The sequence below is a fragment of the Microbacterium sp. 13-71-7 genome, from assembly GCF_002257455.1.
Taxonomy (GTDB): Bacteria; Actinomycetota; Actinomycetes; order Actinomycetales; family Microbacteriaceae; genus Microbacterium.
This window is the reverse complement of the sequence record NZ_NCKN01000036.1, coordinates 1-23,936: the sequence shown is the minus strand read 5'-3', so window position 1 is coordinate 23,936 and position 23,936 is coordinate 1. Positions and strand designations below refer to the sequence as shown.

At 70.2% G+C, this 23,936-nt stretch carries 21 protein-coding genes and 1 tRNA gene; 16 read left to right on the top strand and 6 right to left on the bottom strand.

The window, feature by feature from the left end; genetic code table 11:
* The 8 genes from B7X32_RS05585 to gltX all read left to right on the top strand — a co-directional run.
* A partial coding sequence (locus B7X32_RS05585; protein WP_292717295.1) for a 3-isopropylmalate dehydrogenase occupies positions 1-1,029 on the top strand: 1,029 nt, incomplete at its 5' end.
* A 50-nt stretch (positions 1,030-1,079) separates the two neighbouring features.
* Positions 1,080-2,192: a branched-chain amino acid aminotransferase gene (locus B7X32_RS05580; RefSeq protein WP_292717293.1), complete on the top strand. Its 1,113-nt coding sequence runs from the start codon at positions 1,080-1,082 to the stop codon at positions 2,190-2,192.
* Positions 2,193-2,267: 75 nt separating this feature from the next.
* Positions 2,268-3,323: a phosphogluconate dehydrogenase (NAD(+)-dependent, decarboxylating) gene (gene gnd, locus B7X32_RS05575; protein ID WP_292717290.1), complete on the top strand. Its 1,056-nt coding sequence runs from the start codon at positions 2,268-2,270 to the stop codon at positions 3,321-3,323.
* Positions 3,324-3,357: 34 nt separating this feature from the next.
* Positions 3,358-4,137 (top strand): fumarylacetoacetate hydrolase family protein, encoded by a 780-nt coding sequence (locus B7X32_RS05570; RefSeq protein WP_292717285.1) that lies wholly within the window; start codon positions 3,358-3,360, stop codon positions 4,135-4,137.
* Positions 4,134-5,402, top strand: coding sequence for an MFS transporter (locus tag B7X32_RS05565; RefSeq protein WP_292717283.1), 1,269 nt, complete (start codon positions 4,134-4,136; stop codon positions 5,400-5,402). Before B7X32_RS05570 ends, B7X32_RS05565 begins: the two co-directional genes overlap by 4 nt.
* A complete protein-coding gene (locus B7X32_RS05560; protein ID WP_292717280.1) occupies positions 5,399-6,184 on the top strand; it encodes a methyltransferase domain-containing protein in 786 nt (261 codons plus the stop codon). The genes B7X32_RS05565 and B7X32_RS05560 overlap by 4 nt, the downstream gene beginning before the upstream one ends.
* Positions 6,185-6,290: 106 nt before the next feature.
* Entirely contained in the window at positions 6,291-7,844 is a 1,554-nt protein-coding gene (locus B7X32_RS05555) for a S53 family peptidase (RefSeq protein WP_292717277.1), read from the top strand.
* An 89-nt stretch (positions 7,845-7,933) separates the two neighbouring features.
* A complete protein-coding gene (gene gltX, locus B7X32_RS05550; protein ID WP_292717275.1) occupies positions 7,934-9,439 on the top strand; it encodes a glutamate--tRNA ligase in 1,506 nt (501 codons plus the stop codon).
* Positions 9,440-9,525: 86 nt separating this feature from the next.
* Here gltX and B7X32_RS05545 read toward each other — a convergent pair whose 3' ends face one another.
* From B7X32_RS05545 to B7X32_RS05535, 3 genes are read right to left on the bottom strand one after another with little or no spacing between them, the layout of a single operon-like run.
* The gene (locus B7X32_RS05545) at positions 9,526-9,936 is read right to left on the bottom strand and encodes a hypothetical protein (RefSeq protein WP_292717273.1); all 411 of its coding nucleotides are present in this window, start codon (positions 9,934-9,936) and stop codon (positions 9,526-9,528) included.
* Complete coding sequence (locus B7X32_RS05540; protein WP_292717270.1) at positions 9,926-10,141, bottom strand: hypothetical protein; 216 nt, start codon at positions 10,139-10,141, stop codon at positions 9,926-9,928. Before B7X32_RS05540 ends, B7X32_RS05545 begins: the two co-directional genes overlap by 11 nt.
* Positions 10,142-10,188: 47 nt before the next feature.
* Positions 10,189-10,635: a VOC family protein gene (locus B7X32_RS05535; protein WP_292717267.1), complete on the bottom strand. Its 447-nt coding sequence runs from the start codon at positions 10,633-10,635 to the stop codon at positions 10,189-10,191.
* Between the two features lie 126 nt (positions 10,636-10,761).
* Between B7X32_RS05535 and B7X32_RS05530 the strand changes: the two genes are divergently transcribed.
* Positions 10,762-11,346 (top strand): ABATE domain-containing protein, encoded by a 585-nt coding sequence (locus tag B7X32_RS05530; protein WP_292717265.1) that lies wholly within the window; start codon positions 10,762-10,764, stop codon positions 11,344-11,346.
* Between the two features lie 97 nt (positions 11,347-11,443).
* Positions 11,444-11,518 (top strand) — tRNA-Gln (locus B7X32_RS05525).
* Positions 11,519-11,609: 91 nt separating this feature from the next.
* Here B7X32_RS05525 and B7X32_RS05520 read toward each other — a convergent pair.
* From B7X32_RS05520 to B7X32_RS05510, 3 genes are all read right to left on the bottom strand, one after another.
* Positions 11,610-12,083 (bottom strand): hypothetical protein, encoded by a 474-nt coding sequence (locus B7X32_RS05520; RefSeq protein ID WP_292717262.1) that lies wholly within the window; start codon positions 12,081-12,083, stop codon positions 11,610-11,612.
* Between the two features lie 193 nt (positions 12,084-12,276).
* The gene (locus B7X32_RS05515) at positions 12,277-12,957 is read right to left on the bottom strand and encodes a response regulator transcription factor (RefSeq protein WP_292717259.1); all 681 of its coding nucleotides are present in this window, start codon (positions 12,955-12,957) and stop codon (positions 12,277-12,279) included.
* Positions 12,954-14,321, bottom strand: a complete 1,368-nt coding sequence (locus tag B7X32_RS05510; RefSeq protein ID WP_292717256.1) for a sensor histidine kinase — start codon at positions 14,319-14,321, stop codon at positions 12,954-12,956. Before B7X32_RS05510 ends, B7X32_RS05515 begins: the two co-directional genes overlap by 4 nt.
* Before the next feature lie 263 nt (positions 14,322-14,584).
* On the opposite strand from B7X32_RS05510, the gene pstC reads away from it, so the two are divergent.
* The 6 genes from pstC to B7X32_RS05480 all read left to right on the top strand — a co-directional run.
* On the top strand, positions 14,585-15,682 hold the full coding sequence (gene pstC, locus B7X32_RS05505; protein ID WP_292717253.1) for a phosphate ABC transporter permease subunit PstC: 1,098 nt from the start codon (positions 14,585-14,587) through the stop codon (positions 15,680-15,682).
* An 11-nt stretch (positions 15,683-15,693) separates the two neighbouring features.
* Positions 15,694-16,989, top strand: a complete 1,296-nt coding sequence (gene pstA / locus B7X32_RS05500) for a phosphate ABC transporter permease PstA (RefSeq protein WP_292717250.1) — start codon at positions 15,694-15,696, stop codon at positions 16,987-16,989.
* Entirely contained in the window at positions 16,986-18,650 is a 1,665-nt protein-coding gene (locus B7X32_RS05495) for a phosphate ABC transporter substrate-binding protein PstS (RefSeq protein WP_292717247.1), read from the top strand. Before pstA ends, B7X32_RS05495 begins: the two co-directional genes overlap by 4 nt.
* On the top strand, positions 18,647-21,391 hold the full coding sequence (locus B7X32_RS05490; protein ID WP_292717245.1) for a hypothetical protein: 2,745 nt from the start codon (positions 18,647-18,649) through the stop codon (positions 21,389-21,391). Before B7X32_RS05495 ends, B7X32_RS05490 begins: the two co-directional genes overlap by 4 nt.
* Positions 21,392-21,552: 161 nt before the next feature.
* Positions 21,553-22,707, top strand: coding sequence for a hypothetical protein (locus B7X32_RS05485; RefSeq protein ID WP_292717242.1), 1,155 nt, complete (start codon positions 21,553-21,555; stop codon positions 22,705-22,707).
* A gap of 99 nt (positions 22,708-22,806) precedes the next feature.
* Positions 22,807-23,936: Ig-like domain-containing protein (locus B7X32_RS05480; protein ID WP_292717239.1), on the top strand; the 1,130-nt coding region annotated here is incomplete at its 3' end.

Genomic DNA, 23,936 nt, shown 5'->3' with positions numbered 1-23,936 from the left:
GCTGTCATCCCGGGTGACGGCATCGGTCCCGAGGTCGTCACCGAGGCGGAGAAGGTGCTCGACGCCGTCACCGCCGCAAGCCCCGTGACCTTCGAGAAGACCCGGTTCTCACTCGGCGCCGCACGGTTCCTCGAGACGGGCGACACCCTGACCGACGAGGATCTCGACGCGATCCGCTCTCACGACGCGATCCTGCTGGGCGCCGTCGGCGGTCTGCCAGGGGATCCGCGCCTCAAGGACGCGAACATCGAGCGCGGTCTGCTGCTCAAGCTCCGCTTCGAGCTGGATCACTACGTGAACCTGCGCCCGTCGAAGCTGTTCCCCGGCGCACCCGGCCCGCTGGCCGACCCGGGGGAGATCGACTTCGTCGTCGTCCGCGAGGGCACCGAGGGGCCGTACGTCGGCAACGGCGGCGCCATCCGCAAGGGAACTCCGCACGAGGTCGCGAACGAGACCAGCGTGAACACCGCGTTCGGCGTCGAGCGCGTGGTGCGCTACGCCTTCGCGCTCGCCGAGAAGCGCCGCAAGAAGCTCACCCTCGTACACAAGACGAACGTGCTCGTGCACGCCGGTGCGATCTGGAAGCGCATCGTCGACGAGGTGGCGCTCGAGCACCCCGACGTGGCCGTAGACTACCTGCACGTCGACGCGGCCACGATCTTCCTGGTCACCCACCCTTCGCGCTTCGACGTGATCGTCACCGACAACCTCTTCGGGGACATCCTCACGGATCTGGCCGGCGCCGTCACCGGTGGCATCGGCCTCGCCGCCTCGGGCAACATCAACCCCGACGGCGCGTTCCCGTCGATGTTCGAGCCGGTGCACGGCTCGGCACCCGACATCGCGGGTCAGCAGAAGGCCGACCCGACCGCAGCGATCCTCTCGGTCGCCCTGCTCCTGGACCACCTGGGGCTGAGCGACGAGGCCGCGCGCGTGCACCGCGCGGTCGAGCAGGACATCGCAGCGCGGGACGGCGCCCGCACCACCGAACAGACCGGCGCGGCGATCATCGCCCGACTCCAGGCGTAATCTGAAGTCAGCGCACGACGCCGCACCCTTCGACCTGTCAGGACGCACTCATGACCATCGAACTCCCCCTTCAGGCCCCGTCACCCGCCGGTCTCATCTGGCGCGTCACCCGCAATGAGGATGCGCGCTCGGAGGCCGAGCGCGAGGAGATCCTCGCCGCTCCCGGCTTCGGGCAGTACTTCACCGACCACATGGTCGACCTGTGCTGGTCGGAGAAGGGCGGCTGGCACCGTCCTCGCGTCTCGCCCTACGGGCCCATCGAGCTCGACCCGGCGGCCGCCGTGCTGCACTACTCGCAGGAGATCTTCGAGGGGCTCAAGGCCTACCGTCACGCCGACGGATCCATCTGGACCTTCCGCCCCGACCGCAACGCCGCCCGGCTGCAGCGCTCCGCGCGACGCCTGGCGCTGCCGGAGCTGCCGACCGAGCTCTTCATCGAGTCGCTCAAGCAGCTCGTCGCCGTCGACTCGTCCTGGGTGCCCAGCAACCCCGAGGAGAGCCTCTACCTCCGCCCGTTCATGTTCGCCAAGGAGGCGTTCCTGGGCGTGCGTGCGGCGAAGAAGGTCGCCTACTACCTCATCGCGAGCCCGGCCGGGGCGTACTTCCCCGGTGGCGTGCAGCCGGTGAACATCTGGCTGTCCCGCGACTACGCCCGCGCCGGCCACGGCGGGACGGGCGCGGCGAAGACCGGCGGCAACTACGCCTCCAGCCTGCTCCCGCAGGAAGAGGCGTACAAGAAGGGCTGCCAGCAGGTCCTGTTCCTCGACGGGGACTACATCGAAGAGCTCGGCGGCATGAACCTCGTGCTCGTCACGCGGGACAACAAGCTGATCACCCCGGCCAGCGACTCCATCCTCGAGGGGATCACGCTCGCCTCGATCCTGCAGCTCGCGAAGGACCGCGGCCTCGAGGTCGAGCAGCGCAAGCTGTCCATCCAGGAGTGGCGCGACGGCGCCGCGTCGGGCGAGATCGTGGGCGCGTTCGCGTGCGGCACGGCCGCGGTCGTCGTGCCGATCGGATCCCTCATGGCGGACGACTTCGAGATCGTTCACTCCGGGCCGGCGTCGACCGAGCTCGCGATGTCGCTGCGCGAGGAGCTCACCGACATCCAGTACGGCCGTCGCGAGGACACGCGCGGCTGGCTCGTCCGCTTGGACGGCTGACCCCCGACGACACCCGTCGCCTCTGACGCGGAGGCGGCGTACGAATCGCGATCTCTGACAGGAGAGGACCCTGCTATGAAGCTGGCCATGGTCGGACTCGGACGGATGGGCGCGAACATCGTGCGCCGCCTGATGCGCGGAGGGCACGAGTGCGTCGTCTACGACGTCAACCCCGATGCCGTCGCCGCACTCGTGGCGGAGGGGGCGATCGGTGCGACCGACTACGCCGACCTCGCCGCGAAGCTCGACGGGCCGAGGGTCGTCTGGTTGATGATCCCGGCCGGTCTGACTGGGCGCGTCGTCGACGAGCTCAGCGAGGTGCTGCAGCCCGGCGACATCATCATCGACGGCGGCAACTCGAACTACCGCGACGATGTGCGCCGCGCCAAGGCGCTGCGCGAGAAGGGCCTGAACTACGTCGACGTCGGGACCAGCGGCGGCGTCTTCGGGCTCGAGCGCGGCTACTGCCTCATGGTGGGCGGCCCGGACGAGGCTTTCGCCACGATCACGCCGATCCTGCAGACGATCGCTCCGGGCGTCGGCGACGTCGAGCGCACGCCCGGCCGCACCGGCGAGCTCGCCCCCGAAGAGCTCGGCTTCCTGCACTGCGGTCCGTCGGGCGCCGGCCACTTCGTCAAGATGGTGCACAACGGCATCGAGTACGGCGTCATGGCCGCACTCGCCGAGGGACTGAACCTCCTCGAGAACGCCGACGCGGGGATCCGCGAGGCCGAGCACTCGGCCGAGGTGGCTCCGCTCGAGGAGCCCGAGTACTACCAGTTCGACATCGACACCCCGAAGGTCGCCGAGCTGTGGCGCCGCGGATCCGTCATCTCGTCGTGGCTGCTGGACCTGACCGCGGCGGCGCTGCAGGGCAACCCCACGCTGCAGGGGCTGGCCGGGCGCGTCTCCGACTCGGGCGAGGGCCGCTGGACGGTCAAGGCCGCGGTGGACGTGGGCGTGCCGGTGCCGGTGCTCGCCGCCTCGCTGTTCGAGCGCTTCGCGTCGCGCGACGAGGATCTGTTCGCCAACCAGGTGCTGTCCGCGATGCGCCTGCAGTTCGGCGGGCACAAGGAGCTCCCCGCGGGCGACGTCCTCGAAGCCGGCGGCAACAAGGCCGAGACGAGCTGACCGTTCCCGGCGCCCCGCTGGATAGGCTGAGGGGGTGAAGATCGCTCGGTTCAGCCACAACGACGGCATCAAGTACGGGATCCTCGACGAGGGCGAACTGGTCGTGCTGGCCGGCGACCCGATGTTCGCGGGTTACGAGACGACGGGGGAGCGGGTGCCGCTCGCCGACGCCGCGCTGCTTGCGCCCGTGATCCCGCGCTCGAAGGTGGTCTGCGTCGGCAAGAACTACCACGACCACGCCGCCGAGATGGGCGGCGAGGCGCCGGCCGAGCCGCTGCTGTTCCTCAAGCCGAACACGTCGGTGATCGGTCCCGGCGACACGATCGTGCGCCCTGTCGCGCTCTCGGAGCGCACGGAGCACGAGGGCGAGCTGGCCGTGGTGATCGGGCGCATCGCCAAGAACGTCGCCGCGGAGAACGCGCACCAGTACGTCTTCGGCTACACGGTCGGCAACGACGTGACCGCCCGCGACCTGCAGCGCAAGGACGGCCAGTGGTCGCGCGCGAAGGGCTTCGACACGTTCTGCCCGCTCGGCCCCTGGATCGAGACCGAGTTCGATCTCGACGCCGCAGAGCTGACCACCCGCGTGAACGGCGAGGTGCGCCAGCACGCCCCGCTCACCGACATGATCCACTCGGTCGCCGACATCATCGCGTACGCGTCGGCCGTCTTCACCCTGCTCCCCGGCGACGTGATCCTCACCGGCACCCCGGCGGGCGTGGGCGCCTTCGACGCGGGCGACACGGTCGAGGTCGAGGTCACCGGTATCGGAACGCTGCGCAACGCCGTCCGCGACGCCCTGCCCGCCTCGTGACCGCAGCGACGCTGACCGAACCGGATCGCAGCAGGATTCAGCGCCGCACGGTCGGGATCCTCTCGCTCGGTCAGGTGCTCGGCGGGATCGCGTTCGGCGCGACCGTCTCACTGGGAGCGCTGCTCGCGGCGGACATCTCCGGCAGCGACGCGCTCTCGGGCCTCGCCACCGCCTCGGTGACGCTCGGCGCCGCCCTCGCGGCGATCCCGCTGGCCCGACTCGCCGGGCTCCGCGGGCGCCGCCTCGCGCTCACGGCGGGCAATCTGCTCGCCCTCGTCGGCATCGTGGTGGTGATCGGGGCGGCGGCGATCCGCGTGTTCCCGCTGCTGCTGGTCGGAATCATCATGATCGGCATGGGCAATGCCGGGAACCTGCAGTCGAGGTTCGCCGCGACCGACCTCGCCCAGCCGCAGCATCGCGGGCGGGATCTGTCGGTCGTCGTGTGGGCCACGACGATCGGCGGGGTCGCGGGGCCGTTGCTGCTGGGGCCTGGCGAACAGCTCGGCCGGGCGATCGGCATGCCGCCGCACACCGGCTCCTACCTGTTCTCGCTCGTGGCGCAGATCGCGGCGTTCGCGCTGTACCTGATCGCGCTCCGGCCGGATCCGCTCCTCACCTCGCGCATGCTGCCGGAGACGGGATCCGTCGTCACGGGCGTCGAGCGGGTCGACCGGCCGGTGGCCGCACGCTACGCGATCTTCGCGATCGCGGGCTCGCACGTCACGATGGCCTCGGTCATGGCGATGACCCCGGTGCACCTGTTGCACATGGCGATGGCCGGCGGGGCGATGGGAGGCATGCACGACGGCATGTCGATGGAGCTCGACGTCACGGTGCTCGTCGGCGTGACCATCGCGATGCACGTGGCCGGGATGTACGGACTGTCGCCGGTGTTCGGCATCCTCGCCGACCGCTGGGGCCGGCTGCGCACGGTGCTGCTCGGCCAGGCGCTGCTCGTCGTGTCCCTCTGCTTCGCGATGTTCGCGGGGGAGACCACATGGGGTGTGATGGTCGCGCTGATCCTGCTGGGCCTCGGGTGGAGCGCCGCGACCGTCGCCGGTGCCGCCCTGCTCACCGAGGCCTCGGCGCCCGCGCTGCGCACGCGCCGCCAAGGCCGCAGCGACTCGCTCATGAGCCTGAGCGCGGCGGGTGGCGCGGTGCTGGCCGGCGTGATCCTCCAGTCGTTCTCCTACGCGGGGCTCGCCATCGCGGCCCTCGTCGTGGTCGCCGCGATCGTCGTGCTCTCGCCCTTCGGGAAGCGATGAGAGGTCGCCCCAACTCCTGGAGCGGAGTCGGCGAGGCCTACGCCGCGTCCTACGCGGAGCTCTGCGCCGGCACGGGCACGACTCTCCGCGAGCTCCTGGGTGCGGGGGCCGGCCGCACCCTGCTCGACGTCGGCGCGGGCACGGGCGACCTTGCCGCGACGTTCGCCGCCGACGGGTGGGTCGTCGACGCGCGGGAGCCGGAGGAGAGCATGAGGGCGGTCGCGCGACGGCGCCACCCTTGTGTGCGGATCACCGAGGGTGCGCTGCCCGAACTGCCGGACGCGGACCGGACGTTCGACGCCGTCGTGGCCAACTTCGTCCTGAATCATGTGCCGGATCCCCGTGCCGCGGCGGCCGAGCTGTGCCGGGTCACGAGGGACGCGGCCGCGGCGACGATCTGGGTCCGGTCGCCGTCGTGGCTCTGGGCTGAGGTGTGCGAGCGCGCCGGGCTGCAGGCAGTGGCGGGCGGACGGCTCCCGGAGGACAAGGATTTCGAACGCACGGCGGACGGCTTCGCGCGGATGCTCCGCGACGGAGGCTGGCCGGCTCCCGACGTGGTCGAGCGGTCGTGGATCTGGAACGCGCCGGCGACGGCCCTGTGGGCGTCGGTCGAGGGCGGCGTCGCCGGTGCGGGTGCCTACTATCTCGGGCTCGACGCGCGTGATCGAGCCCGCTTCCGGCGGGCGTTCGACGCGTTGATCGCCGAACGCGCGCAGGACGACATGCTGGCTCTCGAGCACGTCGCCGCGGTCGCGGTGATGCGCCGGGATCCGTCCTTATGAGACCGCTGAACATCCGGTATCAGCGCGCTGGTGCGGGTGTAGCGTCATGGGCGGTCCCGCGCCGCTGACCCGGCGGCTCGGGTGATCCGTCAACAAGGAGGTTGGCATGTCACGTACCAGGACCCTCTTCGCCGCACTCGGCGTCACAGCGATGGCAGGAGCCACGGCGCTCGCCCTCGCCCCGGTCTCGTCTCCACCTCCGGCCGCGGCGACCGTGGTGCCGTTCGCGGCGCAGGCTCCCGACAGCGCCTTCACCTCGCAGGCCGATGCCGGCGGTGCGGCGATCGCCTGTCAGCGGCCTGCTCCGGACAACCGCGTCTCCACCACGATCCACTGCTACACGCCGGATCAGCTGCGCGCGCACTACGGCCTCGGTCCGCTCGCGTCCAGCAACGACGGCGCCGGCCAGACGATCGTGCTCGTGGACGCCTATGGCAGCCCGACCGCCGCCGATGACCTGAACTTCTTCGCGCAGACCTTCGGCGGTCCGACGCCCGACTTCGAGTCGGCGACGCCCCTCGGCATGCCCGACTACAAGAACCCGACCGGCAAGGGCGTCGGGCAGTCGGGCCCGAACTCCGCTGCGGGCTGGGCGGGCGAGGCCAACCTCGACGTGCAGTGGGCCTATGCGATGGCTCCGAAGGCGCACATCGTGCTGCTCGCGACGCCGCCGGCGGAGACTCAGGGCGTGCAGGGCGTTCCCAACCTGATGAAGGCGATCGACTGGGCGATCCAGAAGTACCCGTCCGGCACGGTGTTCTCCATGTCGTTCGGCACGGACGAGCAGACGTTCGGATCCGCCTCCGCGGCGAAGACGCAGTTCACGAAGTTCGACCAGACGTTCCAGCGGGGCCTCGCGAAGGGCGACACGTTCTTCTCGTCCTCGGGCGACAACGGATCCACCGGCTTCACGAACGTGAAGCGCAAGTCGACCGTGGGCACGACGCCCGAGGTCAGCTACCCGAACGTGTCCCCGTATGTGACCTCCGTCGGCGGCACGCAGGTGCAGGACGGCTGGACGTGGAACCCCACGCAGGACGTGCCGTATCTTCCGAGCGGCGCCCGCAACCCGGCCTACTGGGCGTGGAACTCCGGCGGGAACACCGAGGCGGTGTGGAACGAGGGCGGTTTCCAGATCGGCACCGGCGGCGGCCTGTCGACGATCTATCCGCGCCCTGCCTACCAGGACGGCGTCTCCGGTGTGGTCGGCGGTGCGCGCGGCGTTCCGGACATCGCATGGAACGCGGCGGTGAACGGTGGTGTGCTCGTCTACCACACGTACTTCCCGAGCACCGAGGGCCCGGCGGCCTGGGGCGTGTACGGCGGCACCTCCGCGGCCTCGCCGCAGGCGGCCGCAGCGACCGCCATCGCGAACCAGGCCAGGGCTGCCGCGGGCAAGGCCCCGATCGGCGATCTCAACAAGGCGCTCTACAGCGCGTCGTTCGACCACTCCGCGGCGTTCAACGACATCGTGCCGCAGACGTACGGGACGACGCCGAGCGGCGTGCTCGACAGCAACAGGATGTGGGCGCTCGCGGCCGACGGCTCGCTCACGCCGAACGCGGTTCCGGGATACCCGACCACGACCGGCTACGACCTGACCACCGGATGGGGTGCGCCCACGGTGCCGGGATACGTCGCACAGCTCGTCGCGCAGTGAATCCGGGATCCGGGGCCGGGCGGGCATCCTCCGTCCGGCCCCGGACCCTGCTCGGGGGAGGATCCGTGCGCAACTAGAATCGAAGGGCTATGGCTACTCCCGATCCCCGCACCACGACCGCCTCCGGATCCGACGTCCGCGTCCGGTTCTGCCCTTCGCCGACCGGCCTGCCGCACGTCGGCATGGTCCGCACCGCGCTGTACAACTGGGCGTACGCCCGGCACACCGGCGGCAAGCTCGTCTTCCGCATCGAGGACACCGACGCCGCGCGGGACAGCGAGGAGAGCTTCCGCCAGCTCGTCGACGCGCTGACCTGGCTCAAGATCGACTGGGACGAGGGCGTCGAGGTCGGCGGCCCGCACGAGCCGTACCGCCAGTCGCAGCGCGGTGACATCTACCAGGGCGTGATCGAGAAGCTCAAGGCGTCCGGCGCCGTGTACGAGAGCTACTCCACAGCGGAAGAGATCGACGCCCGCAACGAGGCGAACGGGCGCGCGAAGCAGCTCGGCTACGACAACTTCGACCGCGACCTCACCGAGGAGCAGCGTGCCGCGTTCCGCGCCGAGGGCCGGCAGCCGGCGCTGCGCCTGCGCGTGCCGGACGAGGACCTCACCTACGTCGACCTCATCCGCGGCGAGGTGACGTTCCCGGCCGGATCCTTCCCCGACTTCGTCGTCGTCCGCCCGAACGGTGCGCCGCTGTACACGCTCGTGAACCCGGTAGACGACGCGCTCATGGGCATCACGCATGTGCTGCGCGGCGAGGACCTCATGCCCTCCACCGCGCGCCAGCTCGCGCTCTACGGCGCGCTCATCGACGCAGGCGTGACCACGTTCGTGCCGCGCTTCGCGCACATGCCGCTCGTGCTGGGGGAGACCGGCAACAAGAAGCTCTCCAAGCGCGACCCGCAGGCCGACCTGTTCCTGCACCGAGACCGCGGCTTCATCCACGAGGGGCTGCTGAACTACCTCGCCCTGCTCGGCTGGTCGATCGGGCCCGACCGCGACGTCTTCTCGCTCGAGGAGTTCACCGCCGCGTTCGACATCGTGAACGTGAACCCGAACCCGGCTCGCTTCGACCAGAAGAAGGCCGAGTCGATCAACGGCGACCACATCCGCAAGCTCGAGGCGAAGGACTTCGCCGAGCGGATCCTGCCGTACCTCGCCGCTGCCGACGTGTTCGAGGGGGAGCCGACGCACGAGCAGATCGTGCTCGCGTTCCGTGCCGCTCCGCTCGTGCAGGAGCGCGTGCAGCTGCTGGGCGAGGTGCCCGGCCTGCTCGGCTTCCTCTTCTCCGACCGGGTGTCCTACGACGAGGACGCGCTCAAGGGCCTCCCGGCGAACGCCGCGCAGGTCCTGACCGCGTCCGCCGCCGCGCTCGAGCCGCTCGAAACGTTCACGACCGAGGCGATCCAGGACGCCCTTGCGGCCGCGCTGGTCGACGGCCTGGGCCTCAAGCCCCGCGTCGCCTACGGTCCGCCGCGCGTCGCTCTGACCGGCCGTCGGGTGTCCCCGCCGCTGTTCGAATCGATGGAACTGCTCGGCAAGGACGAGAGCCTGCGGCGCCTGCGTGCCCTGGCGGAGTTCCTCGGCTGATCCGTTCCGGGGTGCGCACTCTCGGGTGCCACCCCGGAACAGCGGATCCCGCCCCGCACCGGTGGTGGGAGAGCGACGGCCCCCCATCACTCAGCGAGGCCGAGGCCGTACTCCCACGCGTCGTCGGGCGCGGAGATGATCGCCGGATCCACCGCGGGCCCCGCGCCCGGGGACGACATGCTCAGGCCGTCCACGCCGAGCGCGATGCCGTAGGCGACCACGGTGGCCAGGGCCGACAAGCCGAACCACGCGAAGGTCTGTCGCGCGGCGCTCCGTGGAGGGGAGGCGGGGCTCCGCGGCGCGGGTTTGCCGTCGCGATGGTCTTGGAACCGCTCGAACAGCAGGTCCACCTGGGAGGCGGTGAGAGCGGAGAACGCCTCGACCTCCGCGACGGTGATCACGCTGCCCCGCGCAGGGCGTGGCGCTTGCTCATAGGCGGCCACGGCGGCCTCGTCCTTGCGGCGAGGGCGCCGGTGGAAGAGCGCATCAGCGAACACTCTGACCACCGCCGTCCGCCGGATCCGCGATCGGCACGAGGCGCAGGCCGCGCTCTTCGAGTTGCGCGGCGATGTGTGCGGCGTACCACTCGGGCCACTGCTGGTCGTAGACGCCGCCGAGGTCCTGCTCCTCGTGGACGCCGTGCGCCTTCGCGGCGGCGAGCAGCAGCTCGAGGATGACGGGTGTCGTGTCTGTCGTGCCCATGTTCCTGGTCCCTGTCCTTTCTGAGGTCGTGATCGTCGTGCGGCGGATCAGCGTCCCGGCAGGCGGTCGATCACCTGCTGGATGATCCACTCGTTGCCGTCCGGGTCCTCGAAGGACACGTAAGAGGAATAGCTGTGGTGCGCGGTGCTGGGGCCGTCGACCCGGTTGGCGGTGCCGGCCCAGTGGAAGACGCCGTCGGCGTCGTGCCAGATCTCGCTCACTTCGGAGCCGCCGTCGATGAGCTCCGCGCGAGCGCCGGCGAGGTCAGGGGTTACCAGGTGCAGCCCGCGCACCGAACCGGGCGCGGCATCGGTCAGCTTCTCGCCGAAGATGATCGACGCGGCTCCGGATCCCGGAGGCGTCACCTGCACGACGCGCAGGCCTCGCTCGGTCGTGAAGTCGGCGTCGAGCCGGAAGCCGAGCCGGGTGTAGAAGTCCTTGCTGCGGTCGACGTCGGAGACGGGGAGGACGACGATCTCGAGGTTGAGTTCCACGGGTGCTGCTGCCTTTCGATGGAGTAACTGGTTTGACTGGTTATGACCCTGCCAGAGTCAAGATAACCTGGCAAGCAAGTTATTTCGACTCTTCCGCCACGAAGGATCACCTGTCAGACTGGTTACATGATTCACGCCTTCCCCTGCGGCACTCCCGCGCTCGACTTCGTCGGAACGCTGCGCGCCCGTCGCAACGAACGCCCCGCCGAGAAGCTGGATGGCGACGCCGCGCTCGACGCCTGGTTCGTCGAGGCCGGCCTCGTCGACGCGGCGCCCGGATCGCAGGGAACGGACCTCGAGGAGGCGATCGCGCTGCGTGAGGCGATCTACGACCTCGTCAGCGCGCGTCGGTTGGGGGAGGAACTGCCTGCGGGCGCTCGGGAGCTCGTCAACGCCCGCGCCGCGGAGGCGCCGATCGGTGTGGGGCTGGATGCCTCGTCGCCCGGCGACGTCCGCGTGAGTCGCGCCGGCAGCATTCGTCAGGGCCTGGCGACACTCGCGCGCGAGACGGTCGAGATCGTGGGATCCGCCGATGGTGCGCTGCTGCGCGAGTGCGCGCGCCCGGAGTGCACCCAGATCTATCTGGACCGGTCGCGGGGCGGTCGCCGGGAGTGGTGCGCCATGAAGACCTGCGGGAACCGGGTGAAGGCGTCGAAGTTCCGCGCCCGGCATCGCGCCGATCACGAGGGCGGAGACCAGGCGGATGACTGAGCGACGCGCCCGGGCGTGACGGCGATCCGGTCGTTTTGCGCTTACGGTGCCCGCTCGGGTAGGCTTGACTCTCGGTGCGAGGCCCAGGTTTCGCCCTTGGGGTATGGTGTAATTGGCAACACGGCTGATTCTGGTTCAGTTGTTCTTGGTTCGAGTCCAGGTACCCCAGCCAACAGAGAAGGCCCGGAAACACTGAGGAAATCAGTGCTCCGGGCCTCTGTCGTTCCCGGCGGGGAGATCCGTCGACGATGTCTGCGAGGGGCTCAGGGGATGTAACCGCCCCAAGGCGGCTGTGCCCTGAGCGCGCGGCGTGCGCCGCGCAGATGGCGGGCCAGGGCGAGGCGCTGTGTGGGGAGCCACACGCGGGACGGGACCAGCACCACCCTCCGGTCGCGAACGAGCCACCACGCGAGCGCGTCGGACTGCGGATCGCGGACGAAGACCGGTCGGAGCATCCCCGCCGACTCGAAGGTCGCTCTCGCGTCGCGCCGCGCGTCGTCCTCGTCTTCGAGATCGTGAGCCCGCAGGAGCAGCGGGCGATCGTCGGCCTGGAGGTACTCCCAGTAGGCGCCGGACCGGTGAGGCCGTGAAACCGGATCGGGTGCAGACACCCCCTCGGTCGGGTCGACCGGGAGCATCGCAAGCAGCTGGGCCCGCCGCGCGGTGCGCATCGGATACCAGGGGTCGGCGGTGGAGAACAGCACGAGTCGCGAAACCCGCCTGAGGGGCTCTGACATGGACCGGCCTCCGTCGTCCGCTGGCGCGACCCGCCTCGCGGGCATCGCGTTCGTGCACAGCCAACCATCGTTCCCGCCCGTCCTTCCCCGCACCCCCGTCCGTGGGAGGGGGCCGAGTGGCGGATTCTGCACGATTCCGGCCGACAGAACCCTCCGATCGGAGGGCCCGCAGCGGCGTAACATGACGCGCCGGCTAAGGGTTGAGTCCGTGGCGCACGGCCCAGAGCGCGAGCTGGGTGCGATCCGTCGCGCCGGACTTGTCCAGCATGTTGCGGATGTGCCACTTGACGGTGTTCTCGCCCAGGTTCAGTCTGGCGGCGATCTGCTTGTTGCTGAGCCCTCCGGCGAGGGCCGCGACGACTTCCAGTTCTCGCTCGGTGAGCATGTCGACGAGGCGCGGTTCCGCCGCGGGTTCGGCGCCGGCTCGCGTCGTCCGCCGCGCGCGGTGCGAACCTCTGGCGTAGTCCGCGAGCAGGCGTTCGCGGACCGCGGGGGACTGGAGCGCGTTCGCGTTGACCGCCGCGCGGATCGCCGCCGGGATGTCGCCCGGATTCTTCTTGAGGAGGAAGCCGACCGCCCCGCGCTCGTAGGCGCCGTAGAGGTACTCGTCGAGATGGAAGGTCGTGAATACGATCACAGGGATCGGATCCGTCACGCCGATGCCGCTGAGGGCTTCCACCGCGTCGAGACCGTCGCCATCGGGCATGCGCAGATCCATGAGGACGACATCGGGACGCAGAGCACGGGCCAGCCCGATCGCCTGTATCCCGCCCGAGGCCTCGCCGATGACGCTGATGTCGTCGGTCGTCTCGAGCAGTGCACGGAGGCTGCGCCGGACGGAACCGACGTCGTCGACGATCAGCGTTCGGATCATGCGACGGCCTCGGGCGGGAGCGATGCCGCATATCCCGTGGCCGCGCTCTCGTCGGCCCGAAGAACAGCGCTGCCGCGGCTCGGGTGCGGCAGAAGCGCGTTCACCGACCAACCGCCGCCATGCCGGGGCCCGGTGCGCAGGCTTCCGCCGGCGGCGAGAAGCCGGTCCCGCATGCCGTCGAGACCGTAGCCGAGCGAGAGCCGTGCGGGCACGGGGATCCCCGAGCCCCTCGCCGGCGGGGCCTCGTTCGCGATCGTCAGCAGCAGGCTCGCGCCGTCCTCCTCGAGAGTCACCGACACCGCGGCGCCTGGTGCGTGTTTCCGGACGTTGTTAAGCGCCTCCTGCGTCACGCGGTAGGCGATGTGGCTGCGTACAGGACCGAGGCGCAGATCGATCTCCTCCAGGGACGGTTCGCACACGAGCACCACGGTCGCGCCGCCGATCCGGCGATGCTCGGCGACGAGCGGGCCGATCTCCGTCGCGCTGCGCTGTCCGGGCTGATGTCCCGGCTGGTGAGTGTCGGGCTGGGTGCGGTCGCCCTGGCGCATCGCACCGAGCATGCGCTCGAAGCCGAGATAGAGCTGCTCGCCTTCGTCGCGGATCTGCTCGATCAGTACGCGGTGGCGCGACTCGGTGCGGAGCGGACCGCTCTGCGCGGCTGCGGCGAGGGCGAGCACGGCCGCGAGATGCGCCGAGGACGTGTCATGCAGCTCCTGCGCGAGAGTGCGCCGCTCCGCCGCCACGGCCTCCGCGGTGCGGACGGCTTCTCCCGCCGCGGCTCGCTGCGCGAGGTCGGCGATGCGCTCGGCTCTGGCGCGCAGCTGCGCGTACCAGCCGCCCAGCACGGTGGGTGTCCCGACAGTCGCGAGAGCTCCCGCGCCGGCCGCGATCCATACTGCGGGACGCGCCCACGCTCCGGGGTGCCCGACATCGAGGAGGAGGTGCGTGACGCCGAACGTCGACATCGTCGAGAGGAGTCCGGTTCCGGCGATGAGGACCACCGTGAGTCGATGGGCTTCCGCGGCCAGCGTGAAGAGAGCCAGCATCATCCCGGGTTGGACTGCCACCGCGACCGAGCCGCCGACGAGGATCGCCGCCGTCCAGAGCACGAGCGAGGCGATGGCGCAGCTGGCGGATCGGCGCCAGAGCAGCCACATGCCCTGCACGCCCATGAGGGCGATGACGCTCACCATGCGCCAGGCGTCGGCGGGGACCGCGGAATCCAGGCCGAGCTCACGCAGCACGATCACTCCGAGCAGGTAGCAGCCGACGTTGGCGCAGACCGCGGCGGGCACGATCGTCCGGCTCAAAGCGCGGGCGACGCGCACGGTCGAGCCGTGGCGAACGGTGACGCCCTCGGACATGGCCCCTCCCTTTGGATGGTTCTCCTGCCCCTCGATGCTCCCACTGGACGCGTCGTCGAACGCGGCGGATGCGGACGGCGTGAACGCCATTCCGCGGAATCTCGCGGACAGGACCCGCCGTGGTCACCGGAAGTTCACTTCCAGGTCATCGCCTGGTTGCTGCTTTTCAGCGCTCATCCGGCTTTTCGTCCCGGTCCTGTTCGCGCAAGGATGACTGCGGCAGCGAGCCGACCGGCCCGCCGCCCGCCCGTCACGGAGACCCGATGAGCCAGCACGATCGCCGTAGCAGCACCGATGAGCGCGCCGCGCTCGCGGCCGAGATCGAGGACGAGCGCCGCATGCTGCGCGATCTCGGACTCGACGACTCCCCGGCGCCGGCCGATGCCAGGGTCGATCCCCGTCGGCCGCTCTCCACCCGCCGCGGCTGGCAGGACAACCTGTTCCGGCTCGGGTCGCACGGCGGCGGTGTCGTGGTGCTGGCGATCATGACGCTCGTCGGGCTCTTCCTCCTGATCCGCGGCTTCGGCGCGATCGAGAAGGCGGGATGGGGGTTCCTCGGCACCCAGGCCTGGGAGCCGAACTCCGGGCACTTCGGCATCGCCGCCGTGCTCTTCGGAACCGTGGTCATCGCGCTCATCGCGATCGGCGTCGCGCTCCCGCTGGCGATCGGAACGGCGACCTACATCTCGGAGTACGCGCCGCAGGGCGTGAAGCGTCTCCTGATCGGGATCGTCGATCTGATGGCCGCGATTCCCAGTGTTGTCTACGGCCTGTGGGGGATGTTCTGGCTGGAGGGGCAGATCCTGCCGGTCGCGCAGTGGATCAGCACCTACTTCGGGTGGATCCCGTTCCTCTCCGTGCCGAAGTTCGACCCGGCCGACCCGCTCGCGACGCCGACCGTCTTCACAGCGTCGGCTTTCCTGGCGGGACTCGTCGTGTCGATGATGGTTGCGCCGATCGCCGCATCGATCATGCGCGAGGTGTTCTCGCAGGCTCCGATCGGGGAGCGCGAAGGGGCGCTCGCCCTCGGCGCCTCGAAGTGGGGGATGATCCGCTCCGTCGTGTTCCCGTTCGGACTTGCCGGGATGATCGGCGGCACCATGCTCGGTCTCGGTCGTGCCCTCGGGGAGACGATCGCGGTGTACCTCGTGATCTCGCCGATCTTCGTCATCAACGGGCACGTGCTGTCCACCGGCACCAACAGCATCTCGTCGCTCATCGCCCTCCGCTACGGAGAGGCTTCCCGATTCGAGCTCTCCGCCCTGATGGCCGCAGGTCTGGTGCTGTTCCTGATCACCATGGCCGTCAACTTCATCGCCGGCTTCATCATCTCCCGTTCGCGTTCCGGCGCCGCTAGCTGAGGAAAGACACCGTGACGATAGAGACCACGCGAGAGCGCTCGCCGCGCGTGCGCAGGGCCCAGCTGGCCGGGCGGATGACCCGCACCAGAGTTCCCGGACGCGACGGGTTCCTTCAGGAGAGCACGCCGGAGACCCGGCGCGATCTCTCTTCGGTGCGCCGCGGGGATGTGCTTCGGGTCGTCGGCGCAGCGGTCGCAGCGCTCTGCGCCACATGGTGGCTGGCGACGCAGGCGGCGGCGTTCGAGGGCGCGCTGCCCTTCGTGCTCATCTCCTACGTGCTGTTCCTGGGCTTCTTCGTCGTGCTCATCAGCTTCGACGACAACCGCATCACGATCGTCGACCGAGTGTGGGCGGTCGTGATCCACTCGGCGGCGGTCGTGCTGCTGCTCGCGCTGGCTGTCGTGGTCGTCTTCACGCTGGTGCGGGGGTCATCCGCGTTCCTGCGAGCGAACTTCTGGGTGCAGGACCTCTCGCTCGCCGGTCCGCTGGATCCGCTCACGGTCGGGGGCATGGCGCATGCCGCGGTCGGGACGCTGATCATGATCGGGATCGCGCTGGTGATCGCGATCCCGTTGGGACTGCTGTGTGCGGTCTTCCTGTCGGAGTTCCCCTCGCCGTTCGCCAACATCGTGCGCACGGTGACCGAGGCGATGACGGCGCTTCCCTCGATCGTGTGCGGGCTGTTCATCTACGCGACCTACGTCCTGATGTTCGGCCTCGACAAGTCGGGCTTCGCCGCTGCGCTCGCGATCACGATCATGATCCTGCCGATCATCATCCGTTCCGCGGACGTCGTGCTCCGGCTCGTGCCCTCGACGCTCAAGGAGGCCTCGCTCGCGATGGGCGCCTCGCAGTGGAGCACGGTGTGGAACGTCGTGCTGCCGACCAGTCGTTCCGGCCTGATGACGGCGATCGTCCTCGGGACGGCCCGGGGGATCGGAGAGACGAGCCCGGTGCTGCTCACAGCCGGATACACGACGTTCTTCAACCTGAATCCGTTCTCCGGCCCGATGGTGTCGCTGCCGTTCGCGACCTTCACCCTCGTGAAGAGTCCGGAGCCGACCCAGATCGCGCGCGGCTTCGGTGCGGCGGCGGTGCTGATGACGCTCGTCTTCCTGCTGTTCCTGCTGGCCAGGGCCATCGGCGGGAAGGGAGCCGGAGTGCTGTCGCCGCGCGGACAGGCCAGGGCGCGGTCCGCCTCGGCGCGGGACGCGGCGCGATTCGCCGCCCGGGAGCGTGAGCGGATGCCGCTGCCGATCCCGGCGCCTCCCTCCGCCGGTGCGGTCGCGCAGGGGGCGGGCCGATGAGCCGCCGGTTCGGCCGGGTCCGCCTGCTCGTCGCCCTGATCGGCGTCCTCATCGCGGTCGGCGGGGGACTGCAGCTCGCCGCCCCTGCGAACGCCGCGGGGTCGGTGCATGCGCCGATCAACGGCTCCGGATCGACCTGGTCGGCCAACGCCCTGCAGCAGTGGATCCGCAACGTCTTCGCGAACTACCAGTGGAAGATCACCTACTCCGAGTCGGGATCCACCCAGGGCCGCAACGACTTCGCGAACGGCACCTCGGACTTCGGCGTCAGCGAGATCCCCTACGCGATCGGGAACAGCAACGAGGGCGACACCAGACCCAACCGCGGCTTCGCGTACATGCCGATCGTGGCCGGAGGCACGTCGTTCATGTACAACCTTCAGATCGCGGGACGCCGCGTCACCAACCTCCGTCTATCCGGAGAGGTGCTCGCGAAGATCTTCACCGGGGTCATCGGCACCTGGAACGACCCGGCGATCGCCGCCGACAACCCGGCGCTGGCGCTTCCGGCGATCCCGATCGTGCCCGTGGTGCGCTCCGACGGATCGGGCGCCACAGCGCAATTCACGATCTGGATGCGCCAGGAGCAGTCCGCTCTGTGGGACGCGTACTGCGCGAAGGTGGGTCGCCCGGTCATCGGCGACCACTGCGGTGTGACGAGCAACTACCCGGTGCAGGCAGGCGGTGGCTTCGTGGCACGCGCGGGGTCGAACGGCGTCGCCGGCTACGTGGCCCAGCCGCAGTCCGCCGGGGCGATCACCTTCGTGGAGTACTCATACGCGCTCAACAGCGGCTTCCCCGTGGTGAAGATGCTGAACAACTCCGGCTACTACTCCGAGCCGACGGCGCCGAACGTGGCGGTCGCGCTGCTGCGTGCGCACATCAACGAGGACGCGGGCTCGCCGGACTACCTGACACAGGACCTGCGTGACGTCTACGGCGACGGCGACCCCCGCACGTACCCGCTCTCCAGCTACAGCTACATCATCCTGCCCACGGATCTGAGCAGCAACTTCACCGAGGACAAGGGCATGACCCTCGCCGACTTCGGTGCATATTTCCTCTGCGAGGGGCAGCAGCAAGCCGACGTGCTCGGCTATTCGCCCCTCCCGATCAACCTGGTGCAGGCGGGGCAATCCCAGATCAAGAAGATCCCCGGGGGCAATCCGCAGATCAAGGGCATCAACGACTGCAACAACCCGACCTTCACACCGGACGGATCGAACCGGCTGGCGAACGAGGCGCCGCTGCCTCCGGACTGCGATCGGCAGGGGCCGAGCCAGTGCCTCACCGGGACCGGAGGAGCCAAGGGCACCGACACCGCGCCTTCGGCGAACGATCCGGCAGCCGCCGCGGAGACCAACGGCGCAGGACCCGCGACGACCGGGGCCGGACCGGCCGGGAGTGCCGGGACCGCTGGATCTTCGGGGCAGGATCCGGGTGCGGTCGATGCCGGGAAGGCGCCGACCGTGCTCACCGCCACGCCGCAGGTGCTCGCGGCGACCGGCGCCGGTCCGGTGCCCGCGATCGCGGCTCTCGGCGGAGGGGGAGGACTCGCGCTCGCCGCGGTGCTGCCGCCGCTGCTGACCCGTCGGCGCCGGCGCCCGGGCGGGCCGTCACACATCCGTGCCGAGGCGCACGGGCTCGGAGGAGGACGATGATGTCGGCACGAGCGGGGAACCGCGAGACGGATGCGCGCCGGGGGGCACGCCGCAACAGGATCCGCCGTCTCGCAGGCCGGGGGATCGCCCTGGCATCGCTGGCAGCGGTGGTCGGCGCGATGCTCGGTCTCGGCGGGATCGCCGGATTCGGTGTCGCGCCGGCCGTCGCAGAGGACGGTGCCGGGGCGACCGCATCCGCGGTGACGGTGAAGTGGGCGGGCGGCAACGACACCGCCGTGCAGCGGTTCCAGCCGGATCACGCCGCGCTCACCAGCGACGGCAACGGCACCGACAACGGCTCGGGGCACTGGGACGACTTCAAGGACCTCGAGGTCACCGTGTCGAAGACCGCCGACCTCCGGGAGGAGGCCGTCGTCGTGAGCGCCAAGGGCATGGGGACCTCGAACCTGCCGACGAACGGCGTCGCCTCGAACTTCCTCCAGCTGATGCAGTGCTGGGGCCCGGATCCGAGCGCCGCGGACTTCAACCAGACCTGCCAGTACGGGGCGTACAGCGGCGCGGCGTCGTCCTCGGGAACGGTCCTTGGATCAGCGCTCGGGACGTCCGTGGTCAGCAGGGCGGGGGAGAACCTCTTCTCCGATCCGAGCCGGTTCCTCGCGGTCACCGGGGACGCCAGCGTCCAGACGACGGTGACGGGCTCCGGATCGACGCCTGTCACGATCACGACGGACGGGACGGCGCGCTTCTTCGGCCCGAGCACAAGCAACGAGCAGCCCTTCGTCGCGATCGGATCCGATGGCACCGCGCGCACGGGTTTCGAGGTCCAGTCGGCGCTGAGCCAGCCCTACCTCGGCTGCGGGAAGGCGGCCGACCTCAAGGGCGCGGGCGAGCGGTGCTGGCTCGTCGTCGTCCCGCGCGGGACGCACTCCAACGCCCTGGCGGCCGACAAGCCCTGCACCACCGGCGGGGCCTTCTACCCCGTGCCATGGGGGAAGCAGGGCTGGAACGGCGTTCAGAGCGGCTCGCCGGTCGACCCGGCGTGCGCGGCCTGGCAGGACCGGATCGTCGTCCCGCTGGACTTCGCCAGCACCGCGCCGTCGTGCCCGCCCGGCGCAATGGAACGTCGCGTCTCCGGCACCGAGCTGCTCGCCACCGCATTCAGCTCCTGGCAGGGGGCACTCTGCGGCTCCGGGACCGGTGCCCTGAGCTTCAACACGAACTCGGGCGATCTCAATCGCGCGCAGCTGCTCACCGGGCAGTCCTCGATGGTCGTCGTCGGTCGACCGCTGACGCCCGGCACGATCGGCCTCGCCGATCCCGCGCTGCTGAACAGTGCGACCCTGCGTTACGCCCCGGTGGCGAACACCGCTCTCGCCATCGCGTTCCGATGGCAGTCGGCCGCCGACAAGCCGGCGACCAGCCGCGAGATGAAGCTGACCCCGCGTCTGCTCGCGAAGGTCATGACGATGTCGTACAAGTTCGAAGTCCCCGCATATCAGTACAGCTTCCCGGAGAACGTCGACCAGTACTGGCCGAACCGTCCGCTCTCGATGTGCGATGACCCGGAATGGGTCGCCCTCGGCAACCCTGCGTCGGGGAGCCCGGGCGAATGCCGGGGACTGTTCCTCGTCGTCGGGCCGCAATCCGACGACGTGACGGCGCTGCTCTGGCAGTATCTGCGATCCGATGCCGACGCCGCCGCCTTCCTGCGCGGCGAGCCCGATCCGTGGGGAAACACGATAAATCCGTACTACCTCCCGGCAAGCAACCCTCAGGCACGGGACGGCGGACTGCGCGACATCGACCTGGCGACCCAGCCGATGGATCGGTTCCTCCGCGCCGATCGGACGGTGGCTCCGGACTACACACTGCGCGGCGAGCTCGTCGAGCAGACCGGCGGCGAGACATACGACGCCGTCAGCCAGATCCCGTTCTCCGAGAGCTTCGCGGGGAACACCAGCCGGATCTTCCGCGGCGACACCAAGCGGATCGACTCCTGGAGCACCAACAGGGTCACGGGAGGGCAGGTCGTCCCCGGGTGGGTCACCGTGGATCCGGGGAGCGGGCGTTTCGGCTATCGCGCGTTCGGTCCCGCCGATCTCGGCGCCGCCCATCGGTACGGACTCGCCCTCGCAAGTCTGGGTGCCCCGCGGGCGGAGCGGACGGACGAGTCGACGGTCGTGAGCGCACGCAACTTCGTCGCCCCGACGGCGGCGTCGATGGCCGCCGCTCTCGCCGCCCAGCACACCGATCCGGCGACCGGAACGGCGACGGCCGACTTCGGGGCGTTCCCCGAGGACGGCTACCCGCTCACGACCACCCTCTATGCGGCGGTCGACGTCACCCAGGCCAAGCTGGACGAGGCGGCGCGGTCGTCCTACGCGGGGTTCCTCGACTATGCGGCCGGTGCAGGGCAGGTCCCCGGGACGGCGCCCGGGCAGCTCCCGGACAGTTACGTCCCGCTGAGCGACAGCCAGCGCCAGCAGGCGTCCGCGGTGGCCGAGCAGCTGCGGCACCCGCCGACGAAGGACGGCACCGGCGGCCAGGCGGCTGCGGCGCCTGCTGCAGCCCGCCCGGCGGGCGCAGCGTCGGCCGCAGCGGCTCCCGCGGCGAACACGCCAGCCACCCGCACCGGCGTCACCGCAACCGGCGTCACGCCCGCCATGAACACCGACGCGGTGTCGGCGGCGAGCCAGACCGCGCTCGGCGGGACGCTCGTGGCCGGCATCGCCGGCCTCGTGGCCAGCCCCTTCCTGCTCCGGCGGCGGGGGATCGGATGAACCGCGCGCGCACCGTCGCGCTCAGCGCGGCGCACAGGCTTTCCACCCGGAACGTGTTCCCCGCCGGGATGGGAACGGCCCTCCTCCGTGGAGCGGAAGAGGGCCGGTGCCCACAAGGGGCAAGGGTAACGAGGGGCAACAGTAACCGAAAGGTTAAGCACATGTCAACCAAGAACACCTGGCGTCTCGGCGCGCTCGCGGCTCTTGTCGCCGGCGCGGTGGCGTTCGGCGCGGCCGCTCCGGCGCTCGCCGACCCGAGCGGCACCCCGGCCGGCGGCCCGACCACGCGTCCGCTCGCGGGCGTCGGTTCGGACACCACGCAGGACGTCAACAACGGTCTCTCGGAGGTCGTCAAGATCGGTGGCGCCAAGGTCCTCGCGTCCTACGACGCGACGGGCACCGCGACGATCAACCCGCGCACCGGTGGCGCGACCTTCTCGCGTCCCGACGGCTCGGGCGCCGGTGTGAACGCGCTCAAGGCGGCGAAGGCCGGCACTGCGTACAACGGTGTGGTCCTCGGCAACAACGACCTCCAGTTCGCGCGCTCGTCGAGCGGCTCGACCTGGGTGTCGGGCGGCGCCTACGCCTACGTCCCGCTCGCGCTCGACGCCGTGTCCTTCGCGAAGGCGCCGACGACCTCGGTCCCGGCGAACCTCACGAAGGCCGACCTGACCGCGATCTACTCCGCGAACGACAACACGAACGTCACCCTGAGCGTCGGCACGTTCAAGGTGGGCAAGCAGACCACCGCCGGCGCCCAGATCGTGCCGTTCCTGCCGCAGGCGAACTCCGGGACCCGCAAGTTCTGGCTGAGCGAGCTCGGCATCACGACGGTCGGCAGTGCGGTCGCGGACAACTACACCAAGGCCGGCGCGTCGGTCAGCGTGCAGGAGCACGACGGCAGCGTCCTCGCGGACGTCCCCAACGCGATCGCGCCGTTCTCGATCGCGCAGTGGGTCGGTCAGAACAACAGCGGATCCCTCGCGTCGCAGTACGGTGTGACGGTCGTCGACCGTCGGCACGGTGCCGTCCTCGGCAGCGTGAACGGCACTGCACCGACCGTCTCGAACGTGCTGAACACGGCGTTCCCGATCTCGCGTCCGGTCTTCACCGTCGTCAAGGCGGCCGATCTGACCGCGGGCTCGCCGCTGGCGACCGTGTTCCAGGGCGCGACCGGTCTCGCGTACACCGCGAAGAACCCCACCACCGGCAAGAAGACCATCACGGACTTCGGCTTCGGTGACATCACGAGCGGCGCCGTCGTGAACGGCGTCACCTACACCGCGGGCGACGTCACCTCGTTCCGCGCCAACTGAATGAACCCGGGCGTGGACGACTCCGGCCGTCCACGCCCGGACCCCGCTCTTCCCGACCGCCTCCCGACCCGAACCTCTATCCCAGGGAACACAACCTCCATGAAGACTGCACGTCTCACCCTCGCCGCCTTCGGCGTCGTGCCCCTGCTGGTGCTCGGGCTCGCCGCTCCCGCACAGGCCGCCGGCGCGCCCTCCTACGACCCCGGCGTCGACAACAGCGCGTTCCCCTACCGGCTCGACCCGGCCAACGACATCGACGGGGGACAATACGCCTTCACCACTGAACCGCTGGCGAACACCGGCGAATGGGGCAGCACGGCGATGCAGGCGGCTCCCGACGTCAGCATCGACCGCGGCTGCCCGGAGGGGTACCGCTCCTCGTCCCGAACCTTCATCGTGGCGGCGTCCGGTGCGACGACCGGACTGAAGATGCGTCAGCCCAACCCGGACGCTCCGGCGTGGGGGTTCGAGGGAAATCCCATCTACTTGCCGGAGTTCCCACTCGGTACCTGGCAGAACCTGACGCCGGAGACCAACCCGAGCGGTACGAACGCCCTCGTCATCACCTGCGACCCTCCGGCAGGGACGGCAGGAGCCCCGACGGCGACGTCCCCGATCGGCAACGCGAAGTACTTCTTCGGCTTCATCAAGGGCAGCTGGGAGCAGAACAGGTGGGACTTCGTCCCGCGGACCGCTCCGAAGAGCGACACCACGACCGTCCTGGCCGTGGGGTCGGTCAAAGCCACCTCGCTGACCCTCACCGCCACGGTCGCACCGGCCGCGGCCACCGGGACGGTGCAGTTCACGCAGGGCGGCGTCAATGTCGGGTCCGCGGTCGAGGTCGCGAACGGCGTGGCATCGCTCGCCGTCTCCGGGCTCGCCCCCGACACCGCCTACTCCTTCCGCGCGAGCTATGCCGGAGACTCCGCCCACAACGGGTCGGAAGCCTCCGCCGACGTCACGACGCCACCAGACGGCGGAACCCCCACCCCGGGTCATTCCTCGAGCACCGAGATCAGCGTGGGCGTGCCGGAGGCGACCGACACCGCCCCGACGGGGCTCAGTATCTCGTTCAAGCCGCAGCCGCTCGCGCTGAGCAGCACTGACAAGCGCGTGAAGGGATCCGTCTGGATCGCCGGCGGTGCGCTGGGCACGGTCACCGTGAACGACGACAGGCGCAGCGCCGCCAAAGGCTGGACACTCAATGGCAAGATCTCCGATCTGACGAG